Source organism: Roseateles sp. GW821-FHT03B02 (genome assembly GCF_059421025.1).
This window is the reverse complement of sequence record NZ_JBWKUV010000016.1, coordinates 1-19,917: the sequence shown is the minus strand read 5'-3', so window position 1 is coordinate 19,917 and position 19,917 is coordinate 1. Positions and strand designations below refer to the sequence as shown.

Annotated in this window: 11 protein-coding genes and 1 tRNA gene; 9 read left to right on the top strand and 3 right to left on the bottom strand. The window is 67.9% G+C overall.

The genetic code is table 11. The features are described from left to right. The first annotated feature begins 179 nt into the window (after positions 1–179). Genes AC07VX_RS26210 through AC07VX_RS26190 form a run of 5 tightly spaced genes read left to right on the top strand, consistent with a single transcriptional unit; the run spans position 180 to position 5,988 of the window. Positions 180–647: a hypothetical protein gene (locus AC07VX_RS26210; RefSeq protein ID WP_493167746.1), complete on the top strand. Its 468-nt coding sequence runs from the start codon at positions 180–182 to the stop codon at positions 645–647. A gap of 56 nt (positions 648–703) precedes the next feature. Further along, a complete protein-coding gene (locus AC07VX_RS26205) occupies positions 704–1,066 on the top strand; it encodes a response regulator (RefSeq protein WP_056199337.1) in 363 nt (120 codons plus the stop codon). A 25-nt stretch (positions 1,067–1,091) separates the two neighbouring features. Further along, a complete protein-coding gene (locus AC07VX_RS26200; protein WP_493167747.1) occupies positions 1,092–3,224 on the top strand; it encodes a chemotaxis protein CheA in 2,133 nt (710 codons plus the stop codon). 40 nt (positions 3,225–3,264) lie between these two features. Beyond that, positions 3,265–3,789, top strand: coding sequence for a chemotaxis protein CheW (locus AC07VX_RS26195; RefSeq protein WP_493167748.1), 525 nt, complete (start codon positions 3,265–3,267; stop codon positions 3,787–3,789). Between the two features lie 51 nt (positions 3,790–3,840). Then, positions 3,841–5,988 carry a methyl-accepting chemotaxis protein gene (locus tag AC07VX_RS26190; RefSeq protein WP_493167749.1) on the top strand — a complete coding sequence of 716 codons (2,148 nt, stop codon included), beginning with the start codon at positions 3,841–3,843 and terminating at the stop codon, positions 5,986–5,988. Positions 5,989–6,037: 49 nt separating this feature from the next. On the opposite strand, the gene alaS is transcribed toward AC07VX_RS26190, so the two are convergent. Beyond that, the gene (gene alaS, locus AC07VX_RS26185; RefSeq protein ID WP_493167750.1) at positions 6,038–8,662 is read right to left on the bottom strand and encodes an alanine--tRNA ligase; all 2,625 of its coding nucleotides are present in this window, start codon (positions 8,660–8,662) and stop codon (positions 6,038–6,040) included. 106 nt (positions 8,663–8,768) lie between these two features. Here alaS and AC07VX_RS26180 point away from each other — a divergent pair, with 106 nt between their 5' ends. Next, positions 8,769–10,253: an NAD-dependent succinate-semialdehyde dehydrogenase gene (locus tag AC07VX_RS26180; protein WP_493167751.1), complete on the top strand. Its 1,485-nt coding sequence runs from the start codon at positions 8,769–8,771 to the stop codon at positions 10,251–10,253. A 174-nt stretch (positions 10,254–10,427) separates the two neighbouring features. Here AC07VX_RS26180 and AC07VX_RS26175 read toward each other — a convergent pair whose 3' ends face one another. Beyond that, complete coding sequence (locus AC07VX_RS26175; RefSeq protein WP_493167752.1) at positions 10,428–13,802, bottom strand: TonB-dependent receptor; 3,375 nt, start codon at positions 13,800–13,802, stop codon at positions 10,428–10,430. A gap of 441 nt (positions 13,803–14,243) precedes the next feature. Between AC07VX_RS26175 and AC07VX_RS26170 the strand changes: the two genes are divergently transcribed. The 3 genes from AC07VX_RS26170 to AC07VX_RS26160 all read left to right on the top strand — a co-directional run bounded on the left by AC07VX_RS26170 (position 14,244) and on the right by AC07VX_RS26160 (position 19,635). Beyond that, positions 14,244–15,920, top strand: a complete 1,677-nt coding sequence (locus AC07VX_RS26170; protein ID WP_493167753.1) for a bifunctional metallophosphatase/5'-nucleotidase — start codon at positions 14,244–14,246, stop codon at positions 15,918–15,920. Between the two features lie 158 nt (positions 15,921–16,078). Next, positions 16,079–18,700 (top strand): response regulator, encoded by a 2,622-nt coding sequence (locus AC07VX_RS26165; protein WP_493167754.1) that lies wholly within the window; start codon positions 16,079–16,081, stop codon positions 18,698–18,700. Beyond that, positions 18,697–19,635 carry a diguanylate cyclase gene (locus AC07VX_RS26160; protein WP_493167755.1) on the top strand — a complete coding sequence of 313 codons (939 nt, stop codon included), beginning with the start codon at positions 18,697–18,699 and terminating at the stop codon, positions 19,633–19,635. The genes AC07VX_RS26165 and AC07VX_RS26160 overlap by 4 nt, the downstream gene beginning before the upstream one ends. Positions 19,636–19,843: 208 nt before the next feature. Here AC07VX_RS26160 and AC07VX_RS26155 read toward each other — a convergent pair. Beyond that, positions 19,844–19,917: transfer RNA gene (locus AC07VX_RS26155), tRNA-Gly, on the bottom strand.

Below are 19,917 nucleotides of genomic sequence, written 5' to 3'. Positions count from 1 at the left end.
CCTGGGAGCTATGGCCCGGCGCCACACTCCGCCGGGTTCAGACCGGTAATACGGCTCGTTCTCGCGACATCTCCGCGTCGACAGGTGCCGAAAAAGGGGTGAACATGCCATGATGCATTTGCCCTGAGGGTATCCACAGGGCTTTGGGACAAGAAGCAGCATCCCCTCGCGGAGACACGATGCAGACAGAACCTTCCACCGCCGCTGAATTCGACGGAGCCGTGGCTGCCATGCCGCTGCTGGCGGCCGCGGAACTGCAGGATCACCTGATGACGGTGACGAACGACCTCGAGCGACTGCAACGCCTGCTCGACGACGCCGGCGAGGCCCTGTCCACCCACTTCTACAGCGCCTCCAACCAAGCCATGTCGCTGCTCAGCGGCAGCGACGGCAGCGCCGCCTCTGAAGGGCTCAAGCAGATCATGCAGGACATTGCCGGTGCCATCACCGCGCTGCAGTTCCAGGACATGGCCACCCAGCTCATCGCCCACACCAGCCAGCGCCTGCGCAACTGCGCCGACCAACTGGCCCGCGACACCTTCGGCATGGACGACGAGGACGGCGCGGCCGTCGTCGAGATCGCGCCGCTGCGCCCCAACCCGGTCACGCAAGACGAGATGGACGCAGGCTCCATCGAACTTTTCTGATTTCCCCCCGGTTCAAATTCAGCCCCAGGCAAAACACGTCTCTCGGAGAAAACTAAATGCACTCAATCCTCGCTGTCGACGACTCGGCCTCGATGCGCCAGATGGTGGCCTTCACGCTCAAGAACGCCGGCTTCAACGTGGTGGAAGCAGTGGACGGGCAGGACGCCTGGGAAAAGTCGGGCCAGCGCGATTTCGACCTCGTGCTGACCGACCAGAACATGCCCCGCATGGACGGCATCAGCCTGACCAAAAAGCTGCGCGAGAACCCCAAGTTCAAGACCACGCCCATCCTGATCCTGACCACCGAGTCCAGCGACGCGATGAAGCAGGCGGGCCGCGCCGCCGGCGCCACCGGCTGGCTGGTCAAGCCCTTCGACCCGGCCAAGCTGATCGAGGTGATCGGCAAGGTCATCCGCTGAAGTCCATTGCGCAGGGAGTACAGCCATGGGTGACATGACCACCGAAGGCGCCAGCATCAGTGCCGGCATCGATCTCAGCCAGTTCTACCAGGTCTTCTTCGAGGAAGCCGGCGAGAACCTCGACAACATGGAGCAGCTGCTGCTCAACGTGAATGTCGAGGCCGCCGACGACGAAGAGCTGAACGCCATCTTCCGTTGCGCCCACTCCATCAAGGGCGGCGCGGCAACCTTCGGCTTCAGCGACGTCGCCGAGCTGACCCACCAGATGGAGACGCTGCTGGACAAGCTGCGCCGCCACGAGCTGCAGCCCAACGCCGCCATGGTGGACGTGCTGCTGCAGTCCGGTGACGCCTTGCGCGCCCAGCTGGGCCGCCATCAGGGCTCCGGCGCTGACCCCTTCGACACGACGGACCTGCTGGTCAGCATCAAGAGCTTCGTCGAGGGCGGTGGCGCGGCCCCCGCCGCTGCACCGGCCCCTGCGCCCACGGCCGCCGCGGCCGCGCCGGCCCCGGCGGCCGCTGCGCCGGCGGTTGCCGCCAAGCCCGGCGCGCGACTGCTGGAACTGCAGGTCGGCCCGCTGCCCGACCCGAACATGGCCGACAACCTCGTCGAGCTGTTCAAGGAAATCACCGACCTCGGCACCATCGAGCCGCTGGACGCCGGCCAGAGCTCGGACGGCATGCGCCGCTTCAAGGTGCTGACCAGTTCCAGCGACAACGATCTGCTGGATCTCTTCACGTTCCACGTCGCGCGCGAGCAGGTCAAGCTCACGCCGCTCGGCCCCGGCTTCGGCTTCTACGACGGCGCGCCCGGCGCCCCGCCGGCCGAGCCCCCCGCCAGCGACCCAGGCTACGGCTTCTTCGACGACGCCCCCGGCGTGCCCGCCGCCGCAGCCCCCGCGCCGGCCGCCGAGGTCAAGCCTGCCGCCGCCATCGTGCCGGCCCGCCCCACCACGCCGGCCAAGACCGACCCCAAGCCCGCCGCCGGCGGCATGGACCAGACCACGCTGCGCGTGTCCATCGAGAAGGTCGACCAGCTCATCAACCTCGTCGGCGAACTCGTCATCACCCAGGCCATGCTGGCCCAGAACAGCCGCGAACTGGACCCTGCGCTGTATCAGCAGCTGACCTCGGGCCTGGCCGACCTGGAACGCAACACGCGCGACCTGCAAGAGTCGGTCATGTCGATCCGGATGATTCCGATGTCGACGGTGTTCAACCGCTTCCCGCGCATGCTGCGCGACCTGGCCGCCAAGCTCGGCAAGAAGGTCGAGCTGGTCACGCAAGGTGAAGCCACCGAACTGGACAAGAGCCTGGTCGAGAAGATCACCGACCCGCTGACCCACCTGGTTCGCAACAGCTGCGACCACGGCATCGAGATGCCGGCCGACCGCCTCGGGCGCGGCAAGCCCGAGCAGGGCACGATCACGCTGGTGGCCTCCCACCAGGGCGGCAGCATCGTAATCGAGGTGCGCGACGACGGCCGCGGCCTGAACCGCGAGAAGCTCATCAAGAAGGCCCGCGAGAAAGGCATCGACGCGCCGGACACCATGACCGACGCCGAATGCTGGAACCTGATCTTCGCGCCGGGCTTCTCGACCGCCGAGCAGGTCACTGACGTGTCCGGCCGCGGCGTGGGCATGGACGTCGTGAAGAAGAACATCACCTCGCTAGGCGGCACCGTCGAGATCGACTCGGCGGAAGGCTACGGCATGAAGGTGTCTGTGCGCCTGCCGCTGACGCTGGCCATCATGGACGGCATGAGCGTGGGCGTCGGCGACGAGTGCTACATCCTGCCGCTGTCCTCCGTCGTCGAGTCCTTCCAGGTGCAGTCCGACACCATCAAGACGGTCGCCGGCTCTGGCCGCGTCGTCGAGGTACGCGACGAGTACATGCCGGTCATCGAACTGGAGAAGGTCTTCGACGTGCCGCGCTTCGATTTCGAGCATGTCAGCTCAATCATGGTCGTCGTCGAGGCCGAGGGCGGCCGCGTCGCGCTGCTGGTGGACGAGCTGCTCGGTCAGCAGCAGGTCGTCGTGAAGAACCTCGAAGCCAACTACCGCAAGGTCAACGACGTGTCCGGCGCCACCATCATGGGTGACGGCCGCGTGGCCCTGATCCTGGACGTCGGCAGCCTCGTGCGCCGCTCGCGCCACTGACGGTTCCACCAAACAACCCAACCACGACAGAGAGGTCCGCATGGAAGCCAGCAACGTCCCCGCCCTGCGCCAGCAAGGCGCCGTCACTGCCAAGTCCCATGGCCCCGCCAGCGGCGAATACCTGACCTTTCGCCTCGGCTCCGAGGAATACGGGATCGACATCCTGAAGGTGCAGGAGATCCGTTCCTACGAGCAGCCGACACGCATCGCCAACGCGCCCGACTTCATCAAGGGCGTCGTCAACCTGCGCGGCGTCATCGTCCCCATCGTCGACCTGCGGCTGAAGCTGGGCTGCCCCAGCGCCGAGTACAACAGCTTCACGGTGGTCATCGTGCTGAACGTGAAGAACCGCGTCGTCGGCGCCGTCGTCGACTCGGTCTCCGACGTGCTGGAACTGAACCGCGAAGCCATCAAGCCGGCGCCCGAACTGAGCTCGGCCTCGGTCGACACCAGCTTCATCACCGGCATCGGGTCCGTCGGCGAACGCATGCTGATCCTGATGGACATCGAAGGCCTGATGAGCAGCGCCGAGATGGGACTCATGGACGCCGCAATCGCGGCCTGACGGCAGCAAGACACGGGCGCCCTGGCGCCCGTTTTTAATTCAGGAGCGACGATGGGATCGAACCAAGGCTCGCTCGCACGGCGGGTGTCCATTATTGGCGGACTGACCCTGGCCGGCGTGCTGTTGCTGACCAGCCTGATTTCAAGCGCCCTGCTGACGCGCAACGCGCGCCAGGCGGTCGAGCAGCGCGTCGTCGACCGCACGGTCTCGATCGCCGATGCAATCAGCGCCCTGGACGCGGCCGCCCGCGTCATGGCGCAACGCAGCTTCGGCACGCTGCGCCAGGAATTCGGCCCCTCCTTCACGCTGAACGAGGAGACCGGCGAACTGCGCGACTGGGGCCCCAAGCTCAACGACAACTACACCGCCGTCGACAAGTTCGCCTCGCTGACCAACGGCACGGCGTCGGTGTTCGCACTCAAGGGCGATGGCTTCGTGCGCATCACGACGTCAGCCAAGCGGCCCGATGGCAGCCGTGCGCCGCCGACGACCCTGCAACGCGACCATCCGGGCTACGCGCCGCTGCTGGCCGGCAAGCCCTACAGCGGCCGCCTGCAGGCCGGCGACAAGGCCTACATGACCTACTACGAGGCCGTCAAAAACGATGCCGGCAAGGTGGTGGGTGCACTGGGCATCGGCTTCGACCTGGACGTCTTCCAGGCCCAGCTGGACAGCATGGTCAAGTCGACCAAGTTCTTCGACAGCGGCGGCGTCGTCGTCATCGAGCAGGTCCGCTCCCCCGAACGGGCACGCTTCCTGGCCCATCCGAGCGCCAAGGGCAAGCTGGTGAAGGAGGTGGCGCCGGGCCTGGAGACCCGGCTGGCCGCCCTGCCCGCGGACGCCAAGGGCGAGACGCTGGACGACCTGCCCGATCTGCTCGGCAGCGGCGGCAGTGGCTATTTCGGCATTGCGCAGAGCGACGCCGACAGCGGCCAGATGGTCGTCGCCCAGGTCTCGCGCGGCGAGTCCATGCGCTCGCACTGGATGGCCATGCTGCCCTTCTGGGCGCTGTCCATCCTGTCGGCCCTCGTGCTGGCCATCGGCCTGTTCTGGGCGATGCGCCGCTGGGTGGCGACGCCGCTGGCCGAACTGACCGGCGCGCTGCAATCCATCGCCGCCGGCGACCTGACTCGCTCGGTGGACAGCAGCGCTCAAGACGAGGTCGGCCAGCTGACACGTGACGCCGAGGCCATGCGACGCCGCCTGGCCGAAACCATCGGCACGGTGCGCAACTCCGTCGACAGCATCGGCACGGCCAGCACGGAGATCGCCACCGGCAACCTCGACCTCAGCCAGCGCACCGAGCAGACTGCCAGCAATCTGCAGAACGCCGCCTCGTCCATGAGCGAGCTTACCGGCACCGTGCGCCAGACTGCCGACGCGGCCAGAACGGCGAATCAACTCGTGCAGTCCGCCGTGTCGGCGGCGACGCGCGGCGGCGAGGTCGTCGGCCAGGTCGTCACGACCATGGACGAGATCAACACGGCCAGCAAGAAGATCGCCGACATCATCGGCACCATCGACGGCATCGCCTTCCAGACGAACATCCTTGCGCTGAACGCAGCCGTGGAAGCCGCGCGAGCCGGTGAGCAGGGCCGCGGCTTCGCTGTCGTGGCCGGCGAGGTGCGCTCGCTGGCCGGCCGCAGCGCCGAGGCGGCCAAGGAGATCAAGAGCCTGATCGGCAACAGCGTCGAGCGCGTCGAGAACGGCGCCCGCCTGGTGCAGACGGCCGGCACGACCATGGGCGAGATCGTCGCCAGCGTGCAGCGCGTGCAGGACATCATCGGCGAGATCAGCTCGGCCGCGACCGAGCAGAGCGAGGGCATCAACTCGGTCAACACCTCGGTCGTGCAGCTCGACCAGATGACGCAACAGAACGCGGCCCTCGTCGAAGAGTCCGCCGCCGCGGCGGAGAGCCTGAAGGAACAGGCGCAGCGCCTCGTCGAGGCGGTCGCGGTGTTCCGCGTCGCAGGAGGCGAGTCGCATCGCGCCGCGGCACCGCGGCCGGCGCCGGTCATGACGCCCAAGCCTGCCCCCAAGGCCGCGCCCAAGCCTGCGGCAGCGGCTCCCAAGGTGGCGGCACCCCGCCCTGCTCTGCCGGCAGGCAAGACCGCGCCCGCGCCCGCGAGCGCGCCCCGGCCGGCACCGGCGCCCGCCCCTGCCCCCGCTGCCGACGAAGGCGACTGGGAGACCTTCTAAAGCAACAAGGCCCGCGATGCGGGCCTTGTCCATTTCAAGCGGCTGAAACTCAGATCCGCTCAGCGACCCAGGCTGCCACGCTCTGCAGCGCGGCCGCCACGCCGGCCGGCTGGGTGCCGCCCGCCATGGCCAGGTCGGGCTTTCCACCGCCCTTGCCGCCCACCTGCTGGGCGACGAAGTTGACCAGCTCGCCAGCCTTGACCTTGGCCGTGCTGTCGGCCGTCACGCCGGCGGCCAGCTGCACCTTGTCGCCATCCACGGCGGCCAGCACGATGGCCGCCGTCTTCAGCTTGTCCTTGAGCTTGTCCATGGTCTCGCGCAGGGTCTTGGCATCGGCACCTTCGAGCTTGGCCGCCAAAACCTTCAGGCCCTTCACGTCCACCGCCTGGGCCAGCAGCTCGTCGCCCTGGGCGGAGGCCAGCTTGCTCTTGGCGGCGGTGAGCTCCTTCTCCAGCTGACGCACCTGCTCCAGCACGGCATGCAGGCGGGAACCCAACTCGTGCGGCGTGGTCTTCAGCGTCATGGCCGCGCCCTGCACCGTGGTCTCCAGCGACTGCAGATAGGCCAGCGCGTTGTCGCCCGTGACGGCCTCGACGCGGCGGATGCCGGCCGCGACGCCCGACTCGGCCACGATCTTGAACAGGCCGATGTCGCCGGTCGCCTTCACGTGGGTGCCGCCGCAGAGTTCCTTGGACGAGCCGATAGACAGCACGCGCACGGTCTCGCCGTACTTCTCACCGAACAGCATCATCGCGCCCGACTTCTGCGCGTCGTCCAGGGCCATGACCTGCGCACTGGCGCCGGCATTGGCCAGGATCTCGGCGTTGACGAGGGTCTCGATCTCGCGGATCTCCTCAGCCGTCATCGGCGCGTTGTGCGCGAAGTCGAAGCGGGTGCGCTCGGCGTTCACCAGCGAGCCCTTCTGCTGCACATGGGCGCCCAGCACTTCGCGCAGGGCCTTGTGCATCAGGTGGGTGGCGCTGTGGTTGCGCACGGTCCTTGCGCGGCGCTCGGCATCGACGCGAGCGACGAAGACGTCACCGACCTTGACCGTGCCTTCCACGACCTGGCCATGGTGGCCGAACACGTCGGCCTGGATCTTCAGCGTGTCGGCGACGACCACGCGCGTGGTGCCGTTGCGCAGTTCGCCGGCATCGCCGACCTGGCCGCCACTCTCGGCGTAGAAGGGCGTGTGGTCCAGCACGATGACGGCGTCGTCGCCGGCCTGGGCCGCGTCGACCTGGACGCCGTCGACGTAGATGGCCGTGACCTTGCTGGTCTCGCAGACGAGGTGCTCGTAGCCATGGAAGCTGGTGGGCGCACCGCTGTAGGCCAGGCCTTGCGCCATCTTGAACTTGCCGGCGGCGCGGGCGCGGTTCTTCTGCTCTTCCAGCAGCTCGTGGAAGCGCGCTTCGTCCACCGTCACATCGCGCTCGCGGCAGACGTCGGCGGTCAGGTCGACCGGGAAGCCGTAGGTGTCATGCAGCTTGAAGGCCGTGTCACCGTCGACGTTGCCGCCCTTGGCGAGGGCCGCCTCCAGGATTTCCATGCCGGTGGCGATGGTCTGGAAGAAGCGTTCTTCCTCCTGCTTCAGCACGTCGGTCACGCGGCCTTGGGCTTGGCGCAGCTCGGGATACGCATCGCCCATCTCGGCAGAGAGTGCGGCCACCAGCTTGTGGAAGAACGGCGTGCGGGCGCCCAGCTTGTAGCCGTGGCGGATGGCGCGGCGGGCGATGCGGCGCAGCACATAGCCGCGGCCGGCGTTGCCGGGGATGACGCCGTCCACCACCGTGAACGAGCAGGCGCGGATGTGGTCGGCGATGACTTTCAGCGAAGGGCTGGTGGCATCGCAGTCGCCACCACCGGCCGCGTCCACCGCCGACTTGGCGGCGGCCAGCAGGTTCACGAAGGTGTCGATCTCGTAGTTGGAATGCACGTGCTGCAGCACCGCGGCCAGGCGCTCCAGGCCCATGCCGGTGTCCACCGAGGGCTTGGGCAGCTTGTGCATCACGCCGTCTTCAGTCCGGTTGAACTGCATGAAGACGTTGTTCCAGATCTCGATGTAGCGGTCGCCGTCCTGCTCAGGCGAGCCCGGCGGGCCGCCGGCCACGTCGGGGCCGTGGTCGTAGAAGATCTCGGTACAGGGGCCGCAGGGGCCTGTGTCGCCCATCATCCAGAAGTTGTCGGACATGTAGCGCCCGCCCTTGTTGTCGCCGATGCGCACGATGCGCTCGGCAGGCACGCCAACAAGCTTGTTCCAGATCTCGTAGGCCTCGTCGTCTTCCTCGTAGACGGTGACCCAGAGCTTGTCGGCCGGCAGCTTGAAGTTGACCGTCAGCAGCTCCCAGGCATAGCTGATCGCGTCCTTCTTGAAGTAGTCGCCGAAGCTGAAGTTGCCCAGCATCTCGAAGAAGGTGTGGTGGCGCGCGGTGTAGCCGACGTTGTCCAGGTCGTTGTGCTTGCCGCCGGCGCGGATGCATTTCTGGCTGGTCGTGGCCCGGGTGTAGGCACGCTTGTCGAAGCCCAGGAACACGTCCTTGAACTGGTTCATGCCCGCGTTGGTGAACAGCAGCGTCGGGTCATCGCCCGGCACGACGGGGCTGGAGGCGACGATCTGGTGGCCTTTCGACTCGAAGAACTTCAGAAAGGTCTGGCGGATCTCGGCGGCTTTCATCCCGGGGCTTCCTGGAAAAGGTCAGTGACAAAGAGGGGCGATTGTAGAGAGGGGGCTTTGCATGCCGCGGGTAGAGTGAGCGTCGATACGACTGGAGAAGCCCTTGATGGACGCGAATTCCCCGCTGGACGCGCTCGACAACCCCGGATTGCTGCGCACCCAGGCCCTGATCAATGGCGAATGGGTGGGTGGCTCGGCCACGTTTGCCGTCATCGACCCGGCCACCGGCCGCGAGCTGGCCCAGGTACCCAACCTGGGCCGGGCCGACGCCGAGGCGGCCATCGCCGCCGCCGCCAACGCGCTGAACGCCTGGCGCGCCAAGCCCGCCAAGGAGCGCGCCGCCGTGCTGGTGCGCTGGCAGCAACTGCTGGTCAAGCATGCCGATGACCTGGCCCGGCTGATGACGGCCGAGCAGGGCAAGCCACTGGCCGAAGCGCGCGGCGAGGTCATCTACGGCGCCAGCTTCCTCGACTGGTTTGCCGAGGAGGGCAAGCGCGTCTACGGCGAGACCATCCCGACCACCGACCCGACCAAGCGCTACCTGGTCATCAAGCAGGCCATGGGCGTCTGCGCAGCCATCACGCCGTGGAACTTCCCGCTGGCCATGATCACGCGCAAGGTCGCCCCGGCCCTGGCCGCCGGCTGCACCGTCGTCATTAAGCCCGCCGAGGCCACGCCGCTGACGGCCCTCGCCGCGGCCGAGCTGGCCCAGCAGGCCGGCATGCCCGCCGGCGTGCTGAACGTGCTGACGGCCGACGCGGACCAGTCCATCGAAGTCGGCCAGGCGCTTTGCGAGAGCGATGTCGTCAAGCACCTGTCCTTCACCGGCAGCACGGAGGTAGGCCGCATCCTGATGAGGCAATGCGCGCCCACGGTCAAGAAGCTCAGCCTGGAGCTGGGCGGCAACGCGCCCTTCATCGTCTTCGACGACGCTGACCTCGATTCGGCCGTGGACGGCGCCATCGCCAGCAAGTACCGCAACGCCGGCCAGACCTGCGTCTGCGCCAACCGCATCTATGTGCAGGCCGGTGTCTACGACGCCTTCCTGGAGAAGTTCGCCGCCAAGGTCGCGGCGCTGAAGACGGGCAATGGTTTCGAGGCCGGCATCCACGTCGGCCCGCTGATCGACGACCAGGCGTTACTGAAGGTCGAAACCCACGTGGCCGACGCGATCGCCTTGGGCGCCAGGCTGCTGGCCGGCGGCAAGCGCATGGAGGCAGCAGGCGGCAACTTCTTCGAGCCCACGCTGCTGGCCGACGCGACGCCGCAGATGCTGTGCTCGCGCGAGGAGACCTTCGGCCCGGTGGCACCGGTGTTCAGGTTCCAGACCGAGACCGAGGCCATCCAGCTCGCCAATGCGACCGAGTTCGGCCTGGCCAGCTATTTCTACAGCCGCGACATCGGCCGCATCTTCCGCGTCGGCGAAGCGCTCGAGTACGGCATGGTGGGCATCAACACCGGCCTCATCTCCACGGCCGAGGTGCCGTTCGGCGGCGTCAAGCAGTCGGGCCTGGGCCGCGAGGGCGGCCGCCAGGGCATCGAGGACTACGTCGAGGTGAAGTACCTCTGCCTAGGCGACATCCAGAAGTAAAGCCAACTGCGGCCGCAATGAAGAAGGGGCCCTTTTGGGGCCCCTTTGCTTTGGGAGAGCCGATAAGGCGGCCCTCTTCTTTTGCTCTTTGCGTCCTCATGCCCATGCGTGCAGGACAAGCCTGGGCCTTCGTGCGGCGTCAGACAGCCCGCAGGGGCTGTCCTCGGTCCGCACTCAGAACTCGTACTTGGCCGTGATCTGCATGGCCCACTGCGATTCGCCGCGGGTCTGCTTGGTCGTGTAGTCGCCCGGATCGTTGACGGCGTAGACCATCTTGCCGGTCGTCGGATCGATACCGGCGTAGTTGATCCAGCGGCGGGTAGCGCCACCCGTGCCGAAGCCAACTTCGTCGATGCGGCCCCAGCGCTTGTTGATCAGGTTGCCGAAGTTCAGGATGTCCAGCGTGATCGTGCCCTTGTTGTTGCCGAAGAAGCCGGGGACTTCCTGGCTGACACGGACGTCGAAGCTGTTCACGAAGGGCGAGAACGCGGCATTGCGGCCGACGACGCTGCCCTTGGAATTGCGCAGGCTGGGGTTGGCGTCCACGATGGACCAGAACTTGGCTTCGGCGGCCACCGAGGTCTGGGCCGTGTAGGCGTCGATCTGGGCTTGCGTGCTCAGCGTCGAACCGGTGGTGTTGCTCGAACGGAAGATGACTTCGCCGGAGCCCGGGCCCTTCGGGATGTAGAGCAGGTCGTTGCCGGCGACGCCGTCGCCGTTGACGTCGTTGTTGAACGTCCAGCTGTACGCATGGCCGGTGCGGCCTTCATAGAACATGCCGAAGGTCGTCTTGTACTTGCCGAAGAAGGCCTTGGACCAGTTCACGTTACCCGTGAAGCGGTTACGGATCAGCGAGGCCGAATTGGCCGCCACTTCCTCGTTCGAGTTGAAGACGGCGCGGTTCAGCCAGCCGGAGTTGGCGGTCGACGAGGTCAGGCCGCTGACTTCCGTCGCGCGGGTGTAGGTGTAGGCCACGCCCCAGCCGAAACCGGTGCGGTTCGGGCTGTTCAGCGACAGGGTCAGCACGTCGCCATCGCCCTTGCTGCTGTTCTTCAACACGGTGACGTTGTTGAAGTTGGGGTTGTTCAGCGACTTGACCAGGCGACCGCAGGTGGTCGGGCTGGAGTCGTTGTTGCCGGCGTAGCACAGCGGGCTGCGACCCTGGGCGTTGTAGTACATCTCGCGGCCATCGACCGGCGAGGTGGACGTGACCGGGCCGAGGTTCAGGTAGTTGTAGTACAGACCCTTGTCGACCTCGGTGTGCAGCCACTCGGCACCGGCAACGAGGCCGTACCAGGGCAGTTCCTTGTCGATCGCCAGGTTCATCTTCCAGACCGTCGGCTGCTTCACGCCCGGGGCGACAAAGTCGACGTTGGCTGCGGGCGGCGTGCCGACGACGGCAGGCTGGGAGCCCGGGTTGGCGGAGAACTGGATCGCCGAGCAGGGTGTGGAGCCACCACCGCAGCTGAAGTTGGCCGTCGTGACGCCGGTGTTCTGGTAGGGGTTGGTCAGCCAGACCGAGGCCGAGGAACCCATGAACAGGCCGACACCGCCACGCAGCTGGGTCTTGAGCTTGTCGACCGGGTCGAACTGGTAGTTGAAGCCGAAGCGCGGCTGCAGGATCTTCTGGCCATCCAGCGTGTAGCTGTTGTCATAGCCGAAGCCGCCGGCCTGGCGACCGTTGGTGCCGATGGTCGTCGGCGCGGACGCGGTGGCGTTGAACTTGGGCTTGTCGCCCGTGTCCAGCGTGTCCAGACGCAGGCCGGCCACGATGTTCAGCTTCTTGCTGACCTTCCAGGTGTCCTGCACGAACAGGCCGATGTTGGACAGCGTCCAGTTGGCGGCACCGTCCTGCAGCGTGCTGCCAGCCAGCGGCTGCTGGACCTGGTAGGACGTCGGCACGCCGGCATTCCACAGCGCGATCGGGTCCGAGCCGCTGAAGGTGTAGACGCCGCGCGTGTTCTGCAGGAAGGCGTTGAAGATCTGGTTGCGCTCGACGTCGGCGCCGGCCTTGATCTCGTGGTTGTCGAGGAACAGGTTGCCCGCGAAGAAGCCGTTGAAGGTCTTGGTGTGCAGGCTGTTGAAGTGACGGCTCTGCTCGGTACCAAAGGTCAGCGTGCGGTTGCCGGTGGCCGTGCCGGCGGGCGCGGTAGTGGTCCACACCAGGCCGACCTGGGGCAGGTTGCTGTTGTTGATCGGATCGCTCTTGTAGTCGCGCTGCGACAACTTGAGCTCGGTGGAGAAGTTGTCGGTCCAATCGCCGAACCACTGGCCGACGACGGTCTCCAGCGTCTTGGCCTGGACGTACCAGTCGGACGACAGCGACAGCTGGTTGGCCGTGAAGTTCGGGAAGATCGGGTTGGTTTCTTCCGACTTGGTGTAGCGGACGTTGACCTTGTGGTTGTCGCTGACGTTCCAGTCCAGCTTCAGCAGTGTGTCCTTGGCCACCAGTTCGACGCCTTGGGGCGTCGAAAGGCTGCCGATGTCCATGTTGTATTTGCTCTTGGCCAGGTCGATGGCCGACTGGATCTGGGCCTGGGTCAGACCGACGTTGACACTGTCGCTGCCGACGGGGCCGAAGGCCGGGATCGAGCGGCTGCTGCGCAGTTCTTCATAGCCGGCGAAGAAGAACAGCTTGTCCTTGATGATGGGGCCACCGGCCGTGAAGCCGTACATCTTTTCGTAGAAGCCCGGCGTGCGGAACGTGACGTTGCGGACGCGGTCATAGCGGTCGCCCGTCAGCTTCTCGTCGCGGTAGACGTAATAGACGCTGCCGGTGAACTCGTTCGTGCCGGACTTGGTCACCGCGTTGATGTTGGCGCCGGTGTAGCCCTGCTGCGTCACGTCATAGTTGGAGACGTTGACCTGCACGGCCTGGATGGCGTCGATGGAGATCGGCTGCTTGAGCGTGGGCAGGCCGTTGAGTTCCAGACCGAAGGTGTCGTTGACCTTCACGCCGTCGATGGTGACGGTGTTGAAGCGGCCGTTCTGGCCGGCGACGGAGATCTCGCCGTTGCCCTTGTCCGACTGCACGACACGCGGGTCGTTGCGGGCGTAGTCCTGCAGGCTGCGCGAGATGGAGGCGTAGGCGTTGAGCTCGTTGCGGCTCAGGCTGGTGCCGGCACCCATCGACGAGCCGTCGAACTTGGCGGCGCCACCGGTGGAACTGCCGGTCGTGACGACGGTTTCCAGCACGTTGCTGCCGCGGAAGCGCAACTCCAGGCTCTGGGTTTCCGCCAGCGCCAGGTAAATGTCATTCAGGACATCCCGGTCGCCGCCCTTGACCGCCGTGACGGTGTAGGGGCCGCCGACGCGCAGGCCACGGGCCGTGAAGCGGCCCTCGGCATCGGTGGTGAGCGTGTTGGTCGAGCCCGACTCACGGTGCACGATCGTGACCGAGACGCCGGCTGCCGGCTTGCCGTCGGCGCCGATCACCTGGCCGCCGATGGCAGCCGTCGTGTTCTGCGCCATGGCCGGCGCGGCAGCCACGATGGCCACGGCGGCGCACAGCGCCGACAGCGGGAATCCAGACCCAAACCTGTTGCTCATCCCAATCACTCCTGTTTGTGCGCGCGGCAGGCGCGCGGCTGATATGTCGAAAGTAGTCACGCAAACGTCACGCGACGCCTGCCGTGGTGCAAAGCCCGGCGCCCCACAGAGGACGCGGCCGCAACGGTGACGGAATTGTCATGACTTTCTGTGACAGAACTTTACGGGTAAGTCAGAAGTGGCCGTTTTTAGACACGGACGTCCAGCGTACGGGGCACTGCGGCAGTGCATCGTGCTGCGGCGGCTTCCGCCATGACACAGCGTTCCAAGCGGGAATCCCGGTGTGGACGCATGGGTAGATCACCCAAGAAAGCACCATGTTGGTGCAATTCTTTCTTGAATGTAAACTTTGAGGCGTAGCGCGGTCTTGTCGCGAAACCGCGACAAACTCGGGCAACAAAGCCACTTCTAAGATCGCGGCCTCCCTCAAGCCCTCCCGCCATGGCTCCCATCCATTCCTTCCGCCGCGGCGCCGGCGTCCTTCTCGGCGCACTGCTGGTGGGCTGCGCGACCCAGCAGCCCTCCGGCCCGACCGAGCTGACGCTGCTGTCCATCAATGACTTCCACGGCAACATCCAGCCGGCCAAGCCGACGCCGCTGATGCCACGCCTGCCCGACCCGGCCACTGGCGAGGTCAAGGCCCAGCCGGCCGGAGGCGTTGCCCACCTGGCGACAGCGCTGGCCCAGTTGAAGGCGAAGAACCCCGACGCGCTGGTCGTTGCCGGCGGTGACCTGATCGGTGCATCGCCGCTGATCTCCAACCTGCTGCGCGACGAGCCGACGCTGGCGGCCATGTCCGAGCTCGGCATCACCGCCAGCGCCCTGGGCAACCACGAACTGGACGCCGGCCTGCCCGAGCTGCTGCGCCAGGCGCGCGGCGAATGCGGGGCCAACGGCTGCCTGTGGCCCGGCTACAAAGGCCCCGGCTTTCCCTACCTCGGCGCCAACGTACTGGACGCCGCCACCGCCAAACCCCTGCTGCCCACCCACTTGCTGAAGCAGGCCGGCGGCCTTCGGGTCGCCATTGCCGGCGTCGCCACGCTGGAGACGCCTCACGTCATCGTTGCCCGCGCCATCAAGGGCATCCGTTTCGCCGACGAGGCCGACACGCTGAACGCCCTAGTGCCCCAGCTCAAGGCCGAAGGCGCCCAGGTGCTCGTTGCCGTCATGCATGAGGGCGGCGTGCAGACGCAAGGTGGCGCCAACGACGCGAGCTACGCCTGTCCGACGCTCACCGGCCGCGTACAGGACATCGCCAAGCGCCTGGACCCCGCCTACGCCATCATCATCGGCGGCCACACCCACCAGGCCTACACCTGCAAGATCAACGGCCGCCTCGTCGTGCAGGCCGGCAGCTACGGCGGCTGGATCACCGAAAGCCACCTCAAGCTCGACGCCAGCGGCCGAGTGCTCGAAGCATCGGCCGTCAACCACCCGGTGCTGCAGTCGGTCTACGCGCCCAACGCCGCACTGGCCGACCTCGTCGCGCGTGCCGCCGCGCTGACCGAGGCTGCACGCAACAAGCCCGTGGCCACCCTGCCCCGCGGCGCCACCCGCTTTGCCAAGGAGCCCAACGGCGACGCAGCGCTGGGCAACCTCATCGCCGACAGCCAGCTCGCCTACGCCCGCAAGCAGGGGCCGGCCGATATCGCCTTCATGAACCCCGGCGGCATCCGCGCCGAACTGGTGGTCGAGGACGGCAAGCCGACCACGATGAGCGACCTGCTGGCCATCCAGCCCTTCGGCAACGACATCGTCGCGCTGACGCTGACCGGCCAGCAGCTCTGGGACATCCTGCAACGCCAGCTGCCCAGGGGCGACGCGGCGTCGCGCATGCTGCAGCCCTCGTCCACGCTGCGCTACCGCTGGCGCATGGGCGCCGACGGCCAGCCCCAGCTCGGCGAGATCCTCATCGACGGCCAGCCACTGAACCGCATGCGGGACTACCGCGTCGTCGTCAACAATTTCCTGTCCGAGGGCGGCGACGCCCAGGCCGGTTTCAAGCATGGCCGTGACCGCGCCGTGCTGGGCACGGACATCGATGCCCTCGTCGAACTGCTGCGCGACCACCCGCAGGCCTTGCCGCAGGCAGCAGCGGGCCGCATCGTGAGGGAATGAAGGCCTGCGTCGCGCCGTGCGACCAACGCCCTAGGGCAAACCTGTAACTTGTTGTAGCGACCTCGCCGCGGCACCCTGACGGCCCAGTCCTAGACTCGAAACGCCCGGCAACGCACGCCGGGCGCCAGCGGTTCGGGGGAGCGATGGCGGCGTGGAACATGCAAGGTGGCTCGGACGGCCAGCCTCGGGCCGGTCCCGCTGCCGCGAGCGCCTCGATCAGCCCGCCCGCCAGCCCGCTGATGCGCGAGGTCATGGCCCATCTGCCCTGCGGCCTGGCCGTCTTCGACGCCGAGCGCCGCCTGCTGGTGCACAACGCCGAGTTCGAGCGGCTGCTGAACATGCCGGCCTCGCTGTTCGAGGAGCCGTCGCTGCGCTTCGACGACCTCGTGCTGTTCTGCGCCGCCCGCGGCGACTACGGCCACGGCGAACAGGCCCGCCGATCCGTCGAAGCCGCCCTCGCGCTGGGGCGAGACCAGCAGGCCAACCGCCTCGAAACCTACCGCACCGGCGAGCGTCTCATCGAGGCCCGCACCGCCCCCCTGCCCGAAACGTCGTCGGTCCCGGGCGGCCTGGTACTCACCTGCCTGGACCTGACGCCGCAGGCCCAGGCCCGCCTCGCCGCCGAGCGGGCATCGCAGGCCAAGACGCGCTTCCTGGCCAACATGAGCCACGAGATCCGCACGCCGATGAACGCCGTGCTGGGAATGCTGCGCCTGCTGCAGAAGACCCCGCTGGACGCCCGCCAGCGCGACTACGCCGTGAAGAGCGAGGGCGCCGCGCGCGGCCTGCTGGGCCTGCTCAACGACATCCTCGACTTCTCCAAGATCGAGGCCGGCCGGCTCGGCCTGGACCCGCACCCGACCCGCCTGGACGAACTGCTGCGCGACCTCTCCGTCATCCTCGTCGCCAACGTCGACAAGCGTGATCTGGAGCTGCTCTTCGACCTCGACCCCGCCCTGCCCCAGGTCATCGTCGCCGACGCACTGCGCCTGCAGCAGGTGCTCGTCAACCTGGCCGGCAACGCCATCAAGTTCACGCAGGCCGGCGAGGTTGTCCTCGGCATACGGCGCCAGTCGCAAGGTGCCGGCAGCGTCGTGCTGGAGTTCTCCGTGCGCGACACCGGCATCGGCATCCCGCCCGACCAGCAGGAGCACATCTTCTCGGGCTTCAGCCAGGCCGAAGCCTCGACCGCGCGACGCTTCGGCGGCACCGGGCTGGGCCTGGCCATCAGCCGCCGACTCGTGCGCCTCATGGGTGGCGACATCCATGTCGAGAGCACGCCGAGCCAGGGCAGCCGCTTCAGCTTCACGCTCAGCTTTCCCCTGCCGGCCGAGGAACCCGCACCGGTGCCACGCCAGGCCCTGCGCGCCCTCGTCGTCGACGACCACGCCGAAGCCCGCCGCATCCTCGGCGGACTGGCGGAGTCGCTGGGCTGGCAGGTCAGGCTGGCCGCCAGCGGCGACGAGGGCTTGAAGCTCGCCGAAGCCAGCGCGCCGGAAGTCGTGCTACTCGACTGGGTCATGCCCGGCATGGACGGCTGGCAGACCGCCGTGCACCTGCGCCAGCGCCTCGGCCCCGAGCCGCTGATCCTCATGGTCACCAGCCACGACCGCGAGCGCCTGGCCCAGCGCAGTGCGGTCGAGCAGGCCCTGCTCGACGGGTTCCTCGTCAAGCCCGTCACCGCAGCCATGCTGAGCCAGGCCGTCGCCAGCGCCGTCCAGGGGCGCAGCAGCAGCGCGGGCGAGCTGCCCGACCCGGTGCCGCAGCGCCTGGCCGGCCTCAGGCTGCTGCTCGTCGAAGACAACCCGGGCAGTCAACAGGTCACGCGCGAACTGCTGGAGCTCGAAGGCGCCGCCGTCACGCTGGCCGGCGACGGTCAGCAGGCCCTCACCTTGCTGGCCCAGACGCGTGGCCGGCCCGGCTTCGACGCCGTGCTGATGGATGTGCAGATGCCCGTCATGGATGGCACGACGGCCACCCGGCTGATCCGCCGCCAGCTCGGCCTGACCCTGCCCGTCATCGCGATGACGGCCAGCGCGCTCGACACCGAACGCCAGGCCTGCCTCGACGCCGGCATGGACGAGCACATCGGCAAGCCCTTCGACCCCGACACCCTGGTAGCTGCGCTGAGGCGCCGCTGCGGCGCGGCACCTGCCGAGGACCGCGCCTCTGCGGCCGAGCTGCCACCGGCCCTGCTGGCCGACGCCGGCCGCGCCGGCATCGCGCTGGCCGAGGCGCTGGCGCGCATGTCGGGCCGGGTCGAGCTCTTCGAGCGCACGCTGGCCGCCCTGCACGAGCAGGATCGCAAGTTGGCCCGGACCCTGGCCGAGGGCGGCCGCGCCGCGGCGCGCGGCCTGCACGGCTACCGCGGCCTGGCGGCCATGCTCGGCGCCGGTGAGCTCGCGGCGCTGGCGGCCGAAGGCGAGCACACCGCCGACCCCGGCCCCGACTGGCGGCGCCGCTTCCTTGAACGCCGCGAAGCCGACCTCGCCGCGCTCGACCGCCTGGCGGCCGATCTCGCCGCGCGCCAGACCCTGCATGACCGCCACGCCGAACCGGCACGCCCCGCGGCGCCAGGCAGCCTGGCCCAGCGCCTGGATGCCCTCGCCACGCTGCTCGACGGGGCCGACCTCGAGGCCCTGGACGCCCACCAGGCGCTGCGGGCCTATCTGCCCGCCGACACGGCCGGGCCGCTGGACGCCGCCATGGCCGATCTCGACTTCCTCGCAGCGCTGGCCCTGTGCCGGCGCCTGCGCGCCACGCTGGAGACCAGCCCATGATGCAGCTCGCCCTGCCGGAAGGAGCGCCGCTGCAGTCCGGACACGTCTCGCACGGCCGCCGCCCGCGCCTGCTCATCGTCGACGACCAGCCCGTCAACATCCAGGCCCTGCACCGCGTTTTCGCCGCAGACTGTCAGGTGCTGATGGCCACCGACGGCGCGCGCGCGCTGCAGCTCTGCCGCGAGCGCCAGCCCGACCTCGTGCTGCTGGACGTGCAGATGCCCGGCATGGATGGCCACGAACTCTGCGCCGAGCTAAAGGCCGACCCGCTGCTGCGCTCCATCCCCGTCATCTTCGTCACCTCGCAGGACCAGCCCGAGGACGAGACCCGGGCGCTGGACGCTGGCGCCGCCGACTTCATCACCAAACCCTTCAACCCCACCGTCGTGCGCGCCCGGGTGCGCACCCAGCTCACGCTCAAGGCCCAGTCCGACCTGCTGCGCGAACTCGCCTTCATCGATGGGCTGACCGGCGTGCACAACCGCCGTCATTTCGACGAACGCTTCATCGCCGAGACGCGCCGCGCGCAGCGCACGCGCTCGCCGCTGTCCATCGTGCTGGCCGACGTGGACCACTTCAAGCGCTACAACGACGCGCTCGGACACCTGGCCGGGGACGACTGCCTGCGCCGCGTTGCCGCCGCGCTGCGCGCCTGCCTGCGCCGGCCGACGGACCTGCTGGCCCGCTATGGCGGCGAGGAGTTCGTGTGCCTGCTGCCGGATACCGATCTGGCGGGTGCCATCGGCGTGGCGCAGCTGATGGAAGACACGGTGAGGGCGCTGGCCCTGCCGCATCCGGGCGTGGAAGGCTGCGTGACGATCAGCCTGGGTGTGTCGGCGGGCACGCAGTCCCAGGGGCTGGTGGAGGCCGCGGACCGGGCGTTGTATCTCGCCAAGGCAGCCGGGCGGGGCCGGGTCAGCTGGGTCGAAGGCTGAATGAAAACGGCTCCGGGAGGAGCCGTCGGCATCTGGAGCGGGTGATGGGAATCGAACCCACGTATCGAGCTTGGGAAGCCGCGTCACGAGCTGTGGTCGCGTCCTGCGGGCACATGACGCGATCCGCGCACGTAACGCTGCCAAGCATCGAACGTCTCAGCGTCGATGGGCCGACTTCCTTCGTGATCGCTGATGGCGGTCAGTGATGTGGAGCGGGCAAAGGGAATCGAACCCTCATCATGAGTATGGGAAACTCAGGTCCTGCCATTGAACGATGCCCGC